This window comes from Bounagaea algeriensis (assembly GCF_054491375.1).
In genome coordinates, this window is sequence record NZ_CM137102.1 from 2088494 (window position 1) to 2101619 (window position 13126).

The 13126-nt window shown below is 69.4% G+C and carries 17 protein-coding genes; 15 read left to right on the forward strand and 2 right to left on the reverse strand.

Annotated features, from left to right (window positions below; genetic code table 11):
• Positions 1-153 precede the first annotated feature (153 nt).
• The 12 genes from ACVGV2_RS09400 (at position 154) to ACVGV2_RS09455 (ending at position 8229) form a co-directional block, all read left to right on the forward strand.
• Positions 154-1674 (forward strand): benzoate-CoA ligase family protein, encoded by a 1521-nt coding sequence (locus ACVGV2_RS09400; protein ID WP_459165938.1) that lies wholly within the window; start codon positions 154-156, stop codon positions 1672-1674.
• A gap of 78 nt (positions 1675-1752) precedes the next feature.
• Positions 1753-2178: an acyl-CoA thioesterase gene (locus ACVGV2_RS09405; protein WP_459165665.1), complete on the forward strand. Its 426-nt coding sequence runs from the start codon at positions 1753-1755 to the stop codon at positions 2176-2178.
• Between the two features lie 232 nt (positions 2179-2410).
• Positions 2411-2656, forward strand: a complete 246-nt coding sequence (locus tag ACVGV2_RS09410) for a hotdog family protein (protein WP_459165666.1) — start codon at positions 2411-2413, stop codon at positions 2654-2656.
• A 57-nt stretch (positions 2657-2713) separates the two neighbouring features.
• The gene (locus ACVGV2_RS09415) at positions 2714-2953 is read left to right on the forward strand and encodes a rubredoxin (RefSeq protein ID WP_459165667.1); all 240 of its coding nucleotides are present in this window, start codon (positions 2714-2716) and stop codon (positions 2951-2953) included.
• A 14-nt stretch (positions 2954-2967) separates the two neighbouring features.
• Positions 2968-3756 carry a ribonucleotide-diphosphate reductase subunit beta gene (locus tag ACVGV2_RS09420; protein ID WP_459165668.1) on the forward strand — a complete coding sequence of 263 codons (789 nt, stop codon included), beginning with the start codon at positions 2968-2970 and terminating at the stop codon, positions 3754-3756.
• On the forward strand, positions 3753-5522 hold the full coding sequence (locus ACVGV2_RS09425; protein WP_459165669.1) for an electron transfer flavoprotein: 1770 nt from the start codon (positions 3753-3755) through the stop codon (positions 5520-5522). The genes ACVGV2_RS09420 and ACVGV2_RS09425 overlap by 4 nt, the downstream gene beginning before the upstream one ends.
• 133 nt (positions 5523-5655) lie before the next feature.
• The gene (locus ACVGV2_RS09430) at positions 5656-6582 is read left to right on the forward strand and encodes a Phenylacetic acid catabolic protein (protein ID WP_459165670.1); all 927 of its coding nucleotides are present in this window, start codon (positions 5656-5658) and stop codon (positions 6580-6582) included.
• On the forward strand, positions 6582-6887 hold the full coding sequence (locus ACVGV2_RS09435; protein ID WP_459165671.1) for a metal-sulfur cluster assembly factor: 306 nt from the start codon (positions 6582-6584) through the stop codon (positions 6885-6887). Before ACVGV2_RS09430 ends, ACVGV2_RS09435 begins: the two co-directional genes overlap by 1 nt.
• A 1-nt stretch (position 6888) precedes the next feature.
• Positions 6889-7089, forward strand: a complete 201-nt coding sequence (locus ACVGV2_RS09440; RefSeq protein WP_459165672.1) for a hypothetical protein — start codon at positions 6889-6891, stop codon at positions 7087-7089.
• Between the two features lie 17 nt (positions 7090-7106).
• Entirely contained in the window at positions 7107-7331 is a 225-nt protein-coding gene (locus ACVGV2_RS09445) for a hypothetical protein (RefSeq protein ID WP_459165673.1), read from the forward strand.
• Positions 7328-8107 carry a Phenylacetic acid catabolic protein gene (locus ACVGV2_RS09450; protein ID WP_459165674.1) on the forward strand — a complete coding sequence of 260 codons (780 nt, stop codon included), beginning with the start codon at positions 7328-7330 and terminating at the stop codon, positions 8105-8107. Before ACVGV2_RS09445 ends, ACVGV2_RS09450 begins: the two co-directional genes overlap by 4 nt.
• Entirely contained in the window at positions 8104-8229 is a 126-nt protein-coding gene (locus tag ACVGV2_RS09455) for a PaaD-like zinc ribbon domain-containing protein (protein ID WP_459165675.1), read from the forward strand. Before ACVGV2_RS09450 ends, ACVGV2_RS09455 begins: the two co-directional genes overlap by 4 nt.
• Positions 8230-8296: 67 nt before the next feature.
• Here the strand turns inward: ACVGV2_RS09455 and ACVGV2_RS09460 are convergent, their stop codons facing one another.
• Positions 8297-8743 carry a PaaI family thioesterase gene (locus tag ACVGV2_RS09460; RefSeq protein WP_459165676.1) on the reverse strand — a complete coding sequence of 149 codons (447 nt, stop codon included), beginning with the start codon at positions 8741-8743 and terminating at the stop codon, positions 8297-8299.
• 162 nt (positions 8744-8905) lie between these two features.
• Here ACVGV2_RS09460 and ACVGV2_RS09465 point away from each other — a divergent pair, with 162 nt between their 5' ends.
• Positions 8906-9772 carry an amidohydrolase family protein gene (locus tag ACVGV2_RS09465; protein ID WP_459165677.1) on the forward strand — a complete coding sequence of 289 codons (867 nt, stop codon included), beginning with the start codon at positions 8906-8908 and terminating at the stop codon, positions 9770-9772.
• A gap of 81 nt (positions 9773-9853) precedes the next feature.
• Here ACVGV2_RS09465 and ACVGV2_RS09470 read toward each other — a convergent pair whose 3' ends face one another.
• Positions 9854-10372, reverse strand: coding sequence for a DUF309 domain-containing protein (locus ACVGV2_RS09470; RefSeq protein WP_459165678.1), 519 nt, complete (start codon positions 10370-10372; stop codon positions 9854-9856).
• 211 nt (positions 10373-10583) lie between these two features.
• On the opposite strand from ACVGV2_RS09470, the gene ACVGV2_RS09475 reads away from it, so the two are divergent.
• Both ACVGV2_RS09475 and ACVGV2_RS09480 read left to right on the forward strand, forming a co-directional pair.
• The gene (locus ACVGV2_RS09475; protein WP_459165679.1) at positions 10584-11567 is read left to right on the forward strand and encodes a phosphotriesterase family protein; all 984 of its coding nucleotides are present in this window, start codon (positions 10584-10586) and stop codon (positions 11565-11567) included.
• 4 nt (positions 11568-11571) lie between these two features.
• Complete coding sequence (locus ACVGV2_RS09480; protein WP_459165680.1) at positions 11572-13110, forward strand: class I adenylate-forming enzyme family protein; 1539 nt, start codon at positions 11572-11574, stop codon at positions 13108-13110.
• Positions 13111-13126 lie beyond the last annotated feature (16 nt).

The following is a 13126-nucleotide window of genomic DNA, read 5'->3' on the forward strand; positions in this document are numbered from 1 at the left end:
CTGTTCAGGCAGGTTAACCGATGAAACCACTCCCGACCAGGGGGTGTGTTCTGACTGACCGTTTAGGTAGTCTCAGTGCACCAGGTCGGGTGAGTGTTGTGCGTCACTTCCGTCCGGTCGTTGCGATCGCGAAGAGGAACGCCAGGAGTGAGCATGCTGTCCGAACGCTTCAACATCTCAACGCTCGTCGACCGCAACCTCGAGGCCGGTAGAGGCGGCAAGGTCGCCTTCTACTGCGGACAGGAGCAGGTCACCTACGCGGACCTGCACTCGCGCATGTGCTCGGTGGGACGAGCGCTGCGGGCGCTCGGGGTGCGGCGTGAGCAGCGGGTCCTGCTCGTACTCGACGACACCCCGGTGCTGCCGGTCGTCTTCCTCGGCGCCAACAGGATCGGGGCCGTTCCAGTTCCGGTGAACCCGCGCTCTCGCGTCGAGGATTTCCGGTTCTTCGTCGAGGACAGCTACGCCGAAGTGGTGGTGGTCGAATCGGCGCTGCATCCCGATGTCGTGGCAGCGCTGGCGGGGTTGGACGTGACGGTGGTGAGTGCCGACGCGGACGGTCCGAGCCCGACGGTGCCGGAGCTGTTGGCCGAGCACTCCGGGGAACTGGCACCGGTCGACACGCACGGCCAGGACATGGGGTTCTGGCTGTACAGCTCCGGCTCGACGGGGCCACCGAAAGGGGTCGTGCACCTGCAGGACCACATCGCGGCGACCTGCGAGCGGTACGCCGGGCAGGTCCTCGACGTCACCGACGCCGACGTGCACTTCTCCTCGACGAAGTTGTTCCACGCCTACGGTCTCGGCAACGGGATGACGTTCCCGCTGTGGTACGGCGGTTCAGCGGTGCTCCAGCACGGCCGCCCGGCGCCGGAAGCCGTGCTGGAGACCGCGGAGCGCTTCCGCCCCACCCTGTTCTTCTCCGTGCCGACGCTGTACAACGCCATGCTTCGCTCGCCGGGCGCGGACAAGCGCGACCTGTCCTCGGTGCGGTTGTGCGTGTCGGCTGCGGAGCCGTTGCCCGCCGAGGTGTGGCGCAGCTGGCACGACGCGTTCGGTCTGACGATCCTGGACGGAATCGGTTCGACGGAGATGTTGCACATCTACTGCACCAATCGGCTGGACGCGTCCAAGCCGGGTTCCTCGGGGGCGGCTGTGCCCGGCTACGAGATCAGGCTCGCGGGGCTGGAAGGCCAGGAGGTCGCCACCGGCGAGACGGGGAACATGTACGTCAAGGGCGACAGCGCGCTGGCCTCCTACTGGCACCGCAGGGAGAAGAACAAGAGCTCCCTGCAAGGGGAGTGGTACTTCACCGGCGATCGCTACCACGTCGACGCCGACGGCTTCTACTGGTATGAGGGCCGGGCCGACGACATGATGAAGATCGGCGGGCTGTGGGTGTCGCCGATCGAGATCGAAAGCGCGTTGTTGGAACACCCCGAGGTGTTCGAAGCTGCGGTCGTCAGCATCCAGGTCGAAGGGCTCGCCAAGATCAAGGCTGTCGTCGTGCCCGAACAGGGACCGGCTTCCGAGGGGCTCGACGTGCAACTGCAGGAGTGGTGCAAACAGCACCTGCAGCGGTACCAGTACCCGCAGTTCGTCGAATTCGTCGACGCACTTCCCAAGACCAGCACCGGCAAGATCCAGCGGTTCAAGCTCCGGGCGCAGGGGTGAGCGGGAGTGCGGTGCAACGGCGAGTCTGCGCTACCGGAGAGTGAGCACCAGGGATCGGCGTCCGGGTGCGGTGCGAGCGTGGTGATCGAGCGGCGGATCGAGTGGATGGACACCGATGCGGCCGGTCAGCACCACAACACGGTCATCGTGCGGTTGGTCGAGGCCGCTGAGGCGGAGCTGCACACGCGGCTGGGCATCGTCGACGAGACGTTCGGCAGGACACCGCGCGTGCGGGTCGAGGCCAACTTCCGGGGTCGGCTGCGGTTCAACGACCTGGTGCACGTGCAGCTGCGGATCGACGACATCGGCCGGAGCTCGCTGCGCTACGGCTTCACCGTCCACCACGGTGACGAGCTGGTGGCCGACGGCGCACTGGTGATCGTCTCCTTCGACACCGAGCGCGGGGTCGCCGTGGCGTGGCCCGCGCATCAGCGCAGGGCGCTGCTCACCGGGGAGCTCGCGTGCTGCGGTGAGGGGGACCGATCGGGAGCCGAGTTTGACTGACCGGTCAGGAAGTGTCTAGTTTGAAGCAACACCGGAGTGCTGTCGTTCCTGGTCAGGAGGGAGTCCGGCGTGGACCCGCTGCCCGAGGTCGGTCGTTCTGCGGAAATCACCAAGGTGATCGACGACGCGACCGTGACCGCTTTCGCCGATCTGGTGGACGATCACAACCCGCTGTACACCGACGAGCGCTTCGCCGCCCGCACCCCCTACGGCAGCCGCCTGGTACGGGGGCTTGCTGGTCGGCCTGGTGAACTCGGCGCTGAGTCGGCTCACCGGGTCCGGATACGTGCTGATGGGTCAGGAAGTGCGCTTCTCCGCGGCGGTGCGGATCGGCGAGGAGGTGCGCGTGCGGGCGGAAGTGATCCGGGTCCGCGAGGACAAGCGCATCGTCTCCGCCGAGACCCACGTGTACCGGCCCGGCGGTGATTCCGCGTTCCGCGGCGTGGGCGGGCTCATGCAGCTCGACCTCGGCGGCTGAATCGGTGACCGGTCGGCAACTGTCGATTCCCTGCGAAGCGCGAGCGAGGCGAACGCCGTGGTCAAGGTCAGCGAGGAACAGCAGTCGGATCCGAACACAGCACTGTGGATCTGCGTGGTGTGCGGGTTGGTGTACGACCCCGCAGAAGGGGACCCGGACAGCGGCGTGGAACCGGGGACACCGTTCGAGGAACTCGACGAAGACTGGTTCTGCCCCGTCTGCGGTGCCATGAAACAGGACTTCCGCAAACTCGCCCCCGGTGAGGAGATCGACGAATTCGAGATGCCCGAGATCTAGGGAGCGTGGCAGCGATGGCACTGGCGGGATACCAGTACTTTCTGCGCACGGCCCGCTCGTTGCAGTGGGATGAGCGCGACATCGACCTGTCCGCGGATGCGGCGGCCTGGGCGGGCCTGCGGCAACACGACCGCGACCGCGTCATGGGTCTCATCGCGGGGTTCTGCATCGCGGAGTGGGCCGTGGCCGACGAACTGGGGGCCTTCGCGGACGCCATCGACGATCCGGACGCAGCGGCGTGTTTCCGCATGCAGGACGGTGACGAATTCCGGCACTCCCGGTTCTTCGACCGCGTCGTCGCCGAAATCCCAGGGGTCGCCGGCGACACGCGACAGCAGCGGCGCAGCGCGGTCCGTGGATGGATGCCGCGGCAGTTCCTGCGCCTGTTCGAACAGGAACTCCCGCAGCGCGCGGCGCGGGTCGGCCACGACGGCGGCATGCCCGCCGGGATCGGGCTGTACCACATGGTGCTGGAAGGCGTCGTGCTGATCGCCGGGCAGTTCGCCTTCTTCGAAGTCCTCGACGAGCTGGACTGCCTGCCGGGACTGCGTCGCGGCGTGGAGCTGGTGCACCGCGACGAGCGCTGGCACATCGGCTTCGGCGCGCGGTGCCTGCAGGACTTGCAGGTCCCGCCCGAGCAGGTGCAGCGCATCGTCGACGAAGGCGAAGCGGCAGTGCAGGCCTGGGGCGATCTCGTCGCGCCCCGGCACAGCCGAAAGATGGCGCAGCTGCACCGGCGGCGGCTGAAGGCGACGGGGTTGTTGCCAGCCGCGGAGACCACGGCGGAACGGAGGCAGGTGTGAAGTTCCTGGTATGTCTCAAGCAGGTGCCGCGCTTGGACCGGGTGCGGTTCGATCGGGCGAACCGCGTCGTTCGCGAGGACGTCCCCGCCCTGTGCAACCCGCTGGATGTGCAGGCCCTGGGGCACGCGCTGGAGCTGGCCGCAGAGGCGGACGAGATCGTCGCGGTGACGATGGGCCCGCCGGGAGGGCGCGCGGTGCTCGAGGAGGCGGCCCGCTGCGGTGCCACCCGTGCGTTGCACCTGTGCGACCGACGGTTCAAAGGGGCCGACACACTGGCCACGGCACGGGCCCTCGCCACCGTCGTGGACCGCGAGGCCCCGGACCTCGTCCTGTTCGGACGGGGCACGCTCGACGGTGCCACGGCCCAGCTCGGTCAGCAGGTGGCCGAGCTCGCCGGCATGGCGCAGAGCACCGAAATCGTGAGCGCGCATCGCGAGGACGGTGCACTGTCCGTCGAACGGGAGACCGGCTACGGGCGGGAGCACTGGCGGCTGCCGCTTCCCGCCGCGGTGACCGTGGCCCGCGGGCCCGTGCCGCCGGAGACGACCGGGCAGCGTGCGGCCGACATCACCGAGCTCACGGCCGATGACCTGGGTGGCGAACCGGCCGACTACGGCACCCGCGGTTCACCGACCTTCGTCAGGGAGGTGCGGGCGCGCGACACCGAGCCGCGCGGGGAGCCGTTCGTGACCGCTGCGGAGGCCGCCGGACGCGTGCACGAGCTCGCCGCCGACGCACCCGGTGAGGAGGACGCGGAGCCATGGCAGTCGCATCCCGCCCCGCATCGCGATGTCTGGGTGCTCGCCGAACGCGACGGGGACGTCCTCGATCCGGTCTCGTTCGAAGGCCTGGCGTGCGCCCGGCGTGCGGCCGCACCGCTTGCCGCGCGGGTGACGGCCGTGCTGCTGGCCGCGGACGACGGCGGTGCCAGCACCGAGCTCGCGGCTCGCGGCGCGGACCGGGTGCTGCACGTGCGCCACCCGCGGTTGCGGGACTGCACCACGGCTGCGCACACCGACGCGCTGGCCGCGGTGGTGGCGGCCGAACGGCCCGCCGCGCTCGTGGCTCCGTGGACGACCGGCGGCCGCGACCACGTGCCGCGGGTGGCCGCCCGGCTCGGTCTGGGCCTGACCGGTGACGTGACGGGCGTGGAGGTCGAAGCGGGGGAGAAGCCCCGCATCGGGTGGGTCAAACCGGCGTGGGCGGGCACGGCCGATGCACTCGTGATCAGCCGAACCACGCCGACGGTGGCGACGCTGCGGCCCGGGGCCTACCGGCCGTTGGCGCGGCGGACGGGTGTTGAGGCCGAGGTGGAGACGGTCGAGGGGGCGGTGGTCGAACCCGCCCTGGAACCGGCTGCGGACGAGCCGCGCTCGGTCGGCGCCCTCCGGGAAGTCGACGACTGCCTGCTCGATCGGGCGTCCGTCGTGTTCTGCCTCGGCGACGACCTCCCCGCCGACGCCGCTGCGGAGGTGGTCCAGTTGGCCGCGCAGTGGCGCACGGGTGTCGGCGGAACCGCCGGAGCCGTTCATCGCGGGCTCGTGCCACCGCAGTGGGAGGTGGGCATGTTGAAACGCTCCCTCGCTCCGGCGCTGTGCGTGGCTCTCGGCGTGCGCGAGGCCCAGGACGTGCTGCCCGTGCGCGGCGCCTCGGTGTTGGTGACCGTGCACCCGGAGTCGGAGGCCACTGCTCACCGGGTCGCGGACCTGCCGGTCGCCGCCGAGGGCGCCGCGCTCGTCAAGGAACTGCTCGAGCAGTCGGCATAGCTGCCGCGGCCTCCGGCAGCGGCGCACGTGCGGCAGCGGAGGACATGCGCGGTAGCGGAAGCATCGTCATGGCTGTTCACGCGGGCATGCAGCCTGTAAGATTTGACTATCCGGTCAGACAGGAGGTCGTGCGGTGGTTAGCGAAGACGAAGTTCTCGAGCGGATCTCCCGGGGCAAACTCATCGAGGGGCCCGAGCACGCGAGCGAGGGCTATCTCAAGGCGCTCAAGCAGACGCTCGTGGTCTCCGGCGACACCGAGATGATCAGTGCGCCGGCCTACATGCGGGCCACGCGGGACGCCCCCAACCTCGGGGCGTACATGACCGAGACAGGGGCCATCCAGGACGAACTCGGGCACGCCCACATCGCCTACCGGATGCTCGCCGACCTCGGCGAGGACATGGACGAGCTGGTGTTCGAGCGCCCGCCGAAGAAGTGGAAATACCCGTACGCCTTCGACGTACCGCTGGACAGCTGGGTGGAACTCGTGGTGGCCAACGGCCTCTACGATCGCGCCGGCTACGTCCTGCTCGGCGACATCCACAAGAACTCCACCTACGGCCCGTGGAAGCGGGCGCTGCTGAAGGTGGAGAAGGAGGAGTCCTTCCACCTCAGGCACGGGGAGCGCTGGATGAAGATCTTCGCCGAGGACCCCGACAAGCGCAGTGAACTGCAGCGCGCATTGGACTGGATGTTCGTGCTGACCCTCGAGTGGTTCGGGTTGCCGGACGAGCTCAAGCGCCACGAGGACCAGATCATGTACGGCATCAAGGGCAAGACCAACGACGAGCTGCGCCAGCAGTGGATGTCCACGGCGGTGCCGCTGTGCGAGAAGCTCGGCATGTCGGTGCCTGCGCACTACGACGACGAACAGGAGCGCTACGTCGTAGACTGCCCGTTCCCGATGGCCTTCGATCCCTGCGCCAAGCAGTGGGACCACGACGGCGGTCAGGTGACGTGGGACGACGTGATGCAGCGCTGGCGCCACCGCGGCCCGGGCAACGAGGAGTTCGTCGGGCGCATCCAGCGCGGGTACAAGCAGTTGCAGGAGGCGGCGTGATGCCAACCGAAGCGGAGATCATCGAAGCGCTGCGCGACGTCGAGGATCCGGAACTGCCCGTCAGCATCGTCGATCTCGGCCTCGTGCGCGGAATTGACATCGACGGCACCAGCGTCACGGTGCGGATGACGTTCACCTCGGTGGCGTGCCCGTGCACCCACATGATCGTCGAGGACGTCGAAGAGCGCCTGCTCCGTCTGGACGCTGTGGACGGAGCGCGGGTGCAGGAGGTCTTCGAGGCGTGGTCCCGCGAGGACGTCACGCCGGAAGGACGCGCCGCGCTTGCAGCACTGGCGGTGATCTGACATGAGCACGACCGAGGAGGAGCCCTTCGAGGTCTACGGGCGTGGTCGCCGGGATGCCGCGCTGTGGCACCTGGGAATGGTGCGTGCCGTCAGCGTTGCCGACGCGGAGGTCTTCGCCTACATGACCTTCGACGAGCAGAAGTGGGTCGAGATGCTCGTCGTGCCGCGCTCGCGCGTCGTCCGCGCCACGTCCCCGCAGTGACAGGCAGGGGAGGATCGATGACGAAGTACCTCGTCTTCGCCCGCGACGACGCCGAACGGGCGCTGGAGCACGTCGGCGTCGTCGAAGCCGCTGACGACGACGCGGCGTGCGAGATCGCGCGGGGGCAACACACCACTCCTGTGGAAATGGTCCTCGTCCCCGCCGAGGCGGTCTACTGGGTGATGCCTCCGGCGGTCGCCACCGGGAGCGGAACCACCACGACTGGGAGCGCAACGACATGACGGACTGGGACGTCGCAGGCCAAGAGGTCAGATCCGGACTGATCAACATGACCGTCGTGCTGGCTGACAACAAGTACGCGCTCGGCAGGCGCCTGGCCGAGTGGGCGGTAGGACCGCCCACTCTGGAGGGAAGCGTGGCAGGTGCGGCCATCGGCCAGCAGTTCCTCGGGCAGGCCCGGATGCTCTATTCGGTGCTGGAGCAGTTGCAGGCCACCGGACTGTCCGATCCGGACAGCGCAGGCGGACGCACCCGCCGCTACAACATGACCCTTCTCGACGAGCCGTGGCCGGGCTGGGCGCACGCCGTGTGTTCCGTGTTCCTGGTCAACAGCGCGTGCAACGTCGTGCTTGCCGCGCTGAAGCAGTCCGCGCACGACGAGCTCGCGAAACGGGCCGGGCGGATGCTCGAGGACGAGCGCTTCCAGGACCAGTACGGCGCGGGCCGGGTGCGTGAACTGGTCGCACGCTACGCACCCGGGCATCGCATGCTGCAGGAACGCGTCGACGCATCGTTCACCGAGGTGCTGGCCTGGTTCGGTCCTGCCGGTGAGCCCGGAATCCGCGATCTCGTCGATGCGGGCCTGGTGACCGGTGGCAATGAGCAGTGGCGCCGGCAGTGGTTGGACGCCACCGGCCCGGTGCTGGAGGAAGTGGGCATCGGCTTTCCGGCGCACCGGACGGCTTCTGGTTCCTGGGAGTGGGGTGAGCTGCCGTGGCGGAGGTGGAACCAGCTGCAACGCCGGCTGGAAGCGGAGACGATGAGGACGAGCGGGTGACCTGCCCGTGGTGCGGCAGCGACGACGTGGAACGGATGGCCATGTACGGCCCCCAACTGATGACCGACCAGCACCGTTGCCGGGCGTGCCGGAATTTCTTCGGCCAGGTGCTCAAGCGGTGACCCGGCCGCGCGCAACGGACGCAGCGGCGATGCCGACCCCTGCGACCGGCAGGTGGAGGGGCTGCATTCAGCTGCCGGAGCTCTGCAGGCTGGCCGTGCCGCTGGGACGCTGATCGGGCGGGGGGTCCAGCTGCAGCAGCGTCACCACGCCGGTGGCGACCAGCCGGTCGTCCTCGTCGAAGATCGATGCCTCCCACGTCTGCTGCCCCGACTCGTCGAACACCGGGACCCCGAAACCGCGCAGCGTGCCGTCACGCACCGCCCGCACGAAGTTGGTCCTGTTGCACAGCCCGACGACGGCGTGCTCCTCACCTGCCCGCACGTTGGCGCCGATGCTGGCCACGGCTTCGATGATCGTGCAGTACACACCGCCGTGGACGATGCCGTGCGCCTGTTTGTGCTCCTCGCCGATCGGCATGGTGGCCTCCACCCGCTCCGGACCGCTGCTGGTGACGCGCAATCCGAGCAGCCGGTCCAGGGGGTTCGGGCTGGAATCGTTGTCAACGGTGCTCATCAGCGGGCTCCTCGGGAGGGCGTGGCTGCCTCTCGCGGTCGGCATCGGCCTGCGGCGCCGTCGCCGGGTCGCGCGAGTGCTGGCGGTGCTTTCGGCAAGACTAGTGTTGCCTGACTGGTCAGGCAACTAGACAATGGACGTCAGCGACGGAAGGAACGCAGCATGCTCGACGGCGAGATCGTGATCGACGCCCACGTCCACGCACCGCGCCTGTCCACGCTGAAACAGGCCTGGCTGGACTGGGCCGACCAGTTCTCCGGCGCGCACCCGTGGCGCTCGGCCTACGGCGGCGGTGACACCCCCGACCCGGAACGCTTCGAGGAACTGCTGGCCCGCGAAGGCGTCGACGCCGCACTGCTGTTCGCCGAGTACAGCCCGCGAGCAACGGGGATCCAACCGATCGAGGACGCGGTCCCGTTGGCCCGGCACGATCCGCGGCGATTCCGGCTGGTGGCCAACGTCAACCCGTGCCTGCACCATCCGGTCGCGGCGGAGGTCGAGCGCCAACTCGACATGGGCGCGGTCGCTTTGAAGCTGCACCCCGTGCACGGCGCGTTCCGTCCCGACGACAAGGAGCTCTACCCGGCCTACTCGGTGTGCCGCGAACGCGGGGTACCTGTGATCCTGCACTCCGGCACGAGCACCTTCCCGGGGTCGCGCACGAGCAACGGCAACCCCGAACTGCTCATGGACGTCATCGAAGATTTCCCCGATGTGCAGTTCGTCTTCGCCCACGGCGGGCGCGGCTGGTGGTACGACGCGGCCGCGTTCCTCGCGTTGGCGCGCGACAACGTCTGGCTCGACCTGGCGGGACTGCCGCCGAAGAAGCTCCCGGAGTACTACGCGCGCTTCGACCTCGAACGGCTCGCGCAGAAGTGGGTCTTCGGCACCGATTGGCCTGGTGTTCCCGGTGCGGCGCACAACGCTCGGGCGATCAGCACGCTCGGACTGGACGAGTCCACGGTGCGCCGCATCCTCTCCGGAAACGCGATGACCCTGTTCCCCGGATTGAAGGGTTCCCCGGGCTGAAGGACCTGGTGCGGAGCCCGGGCGGTCACCGGGAGCGGCGGGCCGGTGCGCACGCTCCGCGCGAGCCTGCGGTCGGGTGCTTCAGTCCGCTCCGGTGTGCGGCTCGGCGGGCTGTCGCGAGTCCGCTGCCAGCTGTGGATCGAGCTCGGCGTCATCGACCGCGCTCAAGCCGTCCCGCTCGATCCGCGTCGCGAGCTCCGCGGTGTGATCGGTGAGTTCGGCTGCCCGGATGCCGTGCGGCGGATCCGCGGTGTACGGGTGCAGGCCCTCGCTGCAGCGGCGCAGCAGCGAGGCGGCACCTTTCGGGTTGCCGCGGCGGACGTGCGTGAGGCCGACCGCGAGCTGGGCGAGGGCCTTCCACAGCCCGCGCTCCGACCCGGAGGCGTTCTTCCAGGCCGCTTCGAGGACTTCGTGCGCGTGGAAGGGCCGTTGGGCGGTGAGCAGGCGCTGTCCCTCGCGCAGGCTCTCCGCAGGCGTCAGCACCATGTCCTCGTTCACCCGCTCGACGCCGACACTGCCGTGCGGCAGGGGCCGGCCGAGGCCGTCCCGCGGACGTGCGTTCTCCGCTCGGCCTTGGGCGTTGCGGTCGCGTGTGCTCATCGTCGTCTCCGTCGTCGTCGGGTGGGGCGAGGATCCCGGCCCCATCCTCCCACGGTGGCGTCGGCGCCCCGTGCCGCCGCGGCGCGGTCCGGGCCGCGGCGGGTGGCGTTCGCGAGGCCGGCGCCCGGCCCACTTGACGACTCCCGGCACATCACCTGTAATCACCGTCACATACCGCTCAGTCGGTGGGCAGTGCGCAGGAGGAGGGTTCATGGGCTCCGTGGAGACGGTGCGCGGCCCGGTCGACGTGAACGAGCTGGGCGTGACGCTGATGCACGAGCACGTCTTCGTGCTCACGCCGGACGTGATGCAGAACTACGGCGACCAGTGGTGGGACGAGGAGGAACGGGTCGCCGACGCGATCACCAAGCTGCGCGAGCTGAAGCAGGCCGGGGTGGACACGATCGTGGACCCGACCGTCGTCGGGCTCGGTCGCTACGTACCGCGGGTGCAGCGGGTCAACGCCGAGGTCGACATCAACATCGTGGGCGCGACCGGCCTGTACACCTTCGACGAGATCCAGCACTTCTTCCACTACCGCGGCCCGGGGACGATGCTCGGCGGTCCCGAGCCGATGACCGAGATGTTCGTCCGCGACATCCGCGAAGGCATCGGGCGGACCGGCGTCAAGGCGGCGCTGCTGAAATGCGTCGTGGAACAACGCGGTCTGACCGACGACCAGACCCGCGTTCAGCAGGCGATCTGCGAAACCCACCGGGAGACCGGCGTGCCGATCACGGTGCACACCAACGCGGCGCACCAGACCGGCCGGCTCGCGCTGGACTTCTACGCCTCCCGCGGCGTCGACCTCACCAAGGTCGTCATCGGCCACGCCGGCGACACCAACGACCAGGACTACCTCAAGCGGATCATGGATCGGGGCGCGTCGATCGGATGCGACCGCTTCGGCCTCGACCTGTTCAACACCACCCAGGACAGGGTGGACACCATCGCGTCGCTGTGCGAGCAGGGCTACACCGACCGCATCGTGCTGTCCCACGACGCCGCCTGCTACATGGACTTCTTCTCCGGCGAGGCGACCCAGCAGGCGCTGGCGCAGGCCGCGCCGAACTGGCACTACCTGCACATCACCAACGACGTCCTGCCCGCACTGCGCGAGCGCGGCACCACCGAGGAGCAGATCCGCACGATGCTGGTGGACAACCCGCGCCGCTACTTCGCGGGCGAGAGGTGAGCTCATGACGAGCATCGAACCCCGTGCGCGCGGTGCCGCGCCCTTCGACACCTCCGGAGTCGTGCGCGACGAACGCGGCATCGCCCGCTACGCGAACCTCGCACCGTCCCTGGTGGACATGCTGCGCCGCACCGTCGAACACCACCCGGAGCAGGAAGCGGTGGTCGAGGTCCGCGGACCCCGGTTGACCTACCGCGAACTGTGGGACCGCGCGGCGCGCGTGGCCGGCGGGCTGCGCGCGAACGGGGTCCGGCACGGCGACCGGGTCGCCAACCTGCTGCCCGCCGGTGTGGACTGGGTGCTCGGTTTCCTCGGCACGCAGCTCGCCGGGGCCGTGGCCGTCCCGGTCAACACCCGGTTCGCCCAGCCGGAGGTCGACCACGTGCTGGATGACTGCGGCGCGAGCGCCGTGCTCACACCGGACGAGGCCCTGCCCGACGGCGAACCGTACGCGGCGGACGATCTCGCCGCCGGTGCGCTCGCGGCGATCTTCTACACCAGCGGTACGACGGGCTCGCCGAAAGGGGCGATGACCACCCACGAGAACTTCCTGTCCAACGTGGAGACAGCGATCCGGGTGATCGGGATCGACCGGGCCGACGGCCCGAACCTGCGCAACCTCGTGTCCGTGCCGCTGTTCCACGTCACCGGCTGCAACAGCCAACTGCTCGTGCAACTCGCCCTCGGCGGGACGACGGTCGTGCTGCCCACCTTCGACGTGCTGACGTTCCTGCACACCATCGCGGACGAGCGGATCAACGTGCTCACCAGCGTGCCCGCGATCTACGCCCTGGCGCTGTCGCAGGCCGACTTCGGCGAGTTCGACGTCAGCGGCGTCACGCACCTCTCCTACGGCGGTGCGCCGATCGCGCCCTCGCTGGTCGAACGGATCAAGCGGGGCTTCCCGAACGCGCGCGTCGGCAACGGTTTCGGCCTGACCGAAACGGCGTCGATCGCGACGTACCTGCCGCACGAGTGGGCCGCCGAACACACCGACTCGGTCGGGTTCGCCGTGCCCGTCGTGGACCTCGCCGTCGACGAGCCCGACCGGGAAGACGTGGGGGAACTGCTCATCCGCGGTCCCAACGTGGTCGCCGGCTACTGGAACAACCCCGCGGCGACCGCGGCGACCTTCGTCGACGATTGGCTGCACAGCGGCGATCTCGCGCGCATCGACGAGCAGGGGCTGGTCCACGTCGTCGACCGCGCCAAGGACGTGATCAACCGCGGCGGGGAGAACGTGTACTCGGTCGAAGTGGAAAACGCCCTCGCCGGCGCTCCGGGGGTGGCCGACGCCGCGGTCGTCGGCGTGCCGGACGACGTTCTCGGCGAGAAGGTCGGGGCGGTGCTCGTGCCCGCAGCCGGTTCCGAGTTCTCCGTGCAGGCGGTGCTGGAGCACCTGTCCACCCGCCTGGCCGATTTCAAGGTTCCGCAGTACGTCGACGTGCGCGGCGAGCCCCTGCCGCGCAACCCCGGCGGGAAGCTCCGCAAGGGCAACCTGCGCGAGCAGACCGAGTGGCAATCCCCGGTGCGCGGGCGTTAGCGGAGCGGTCGCGGGG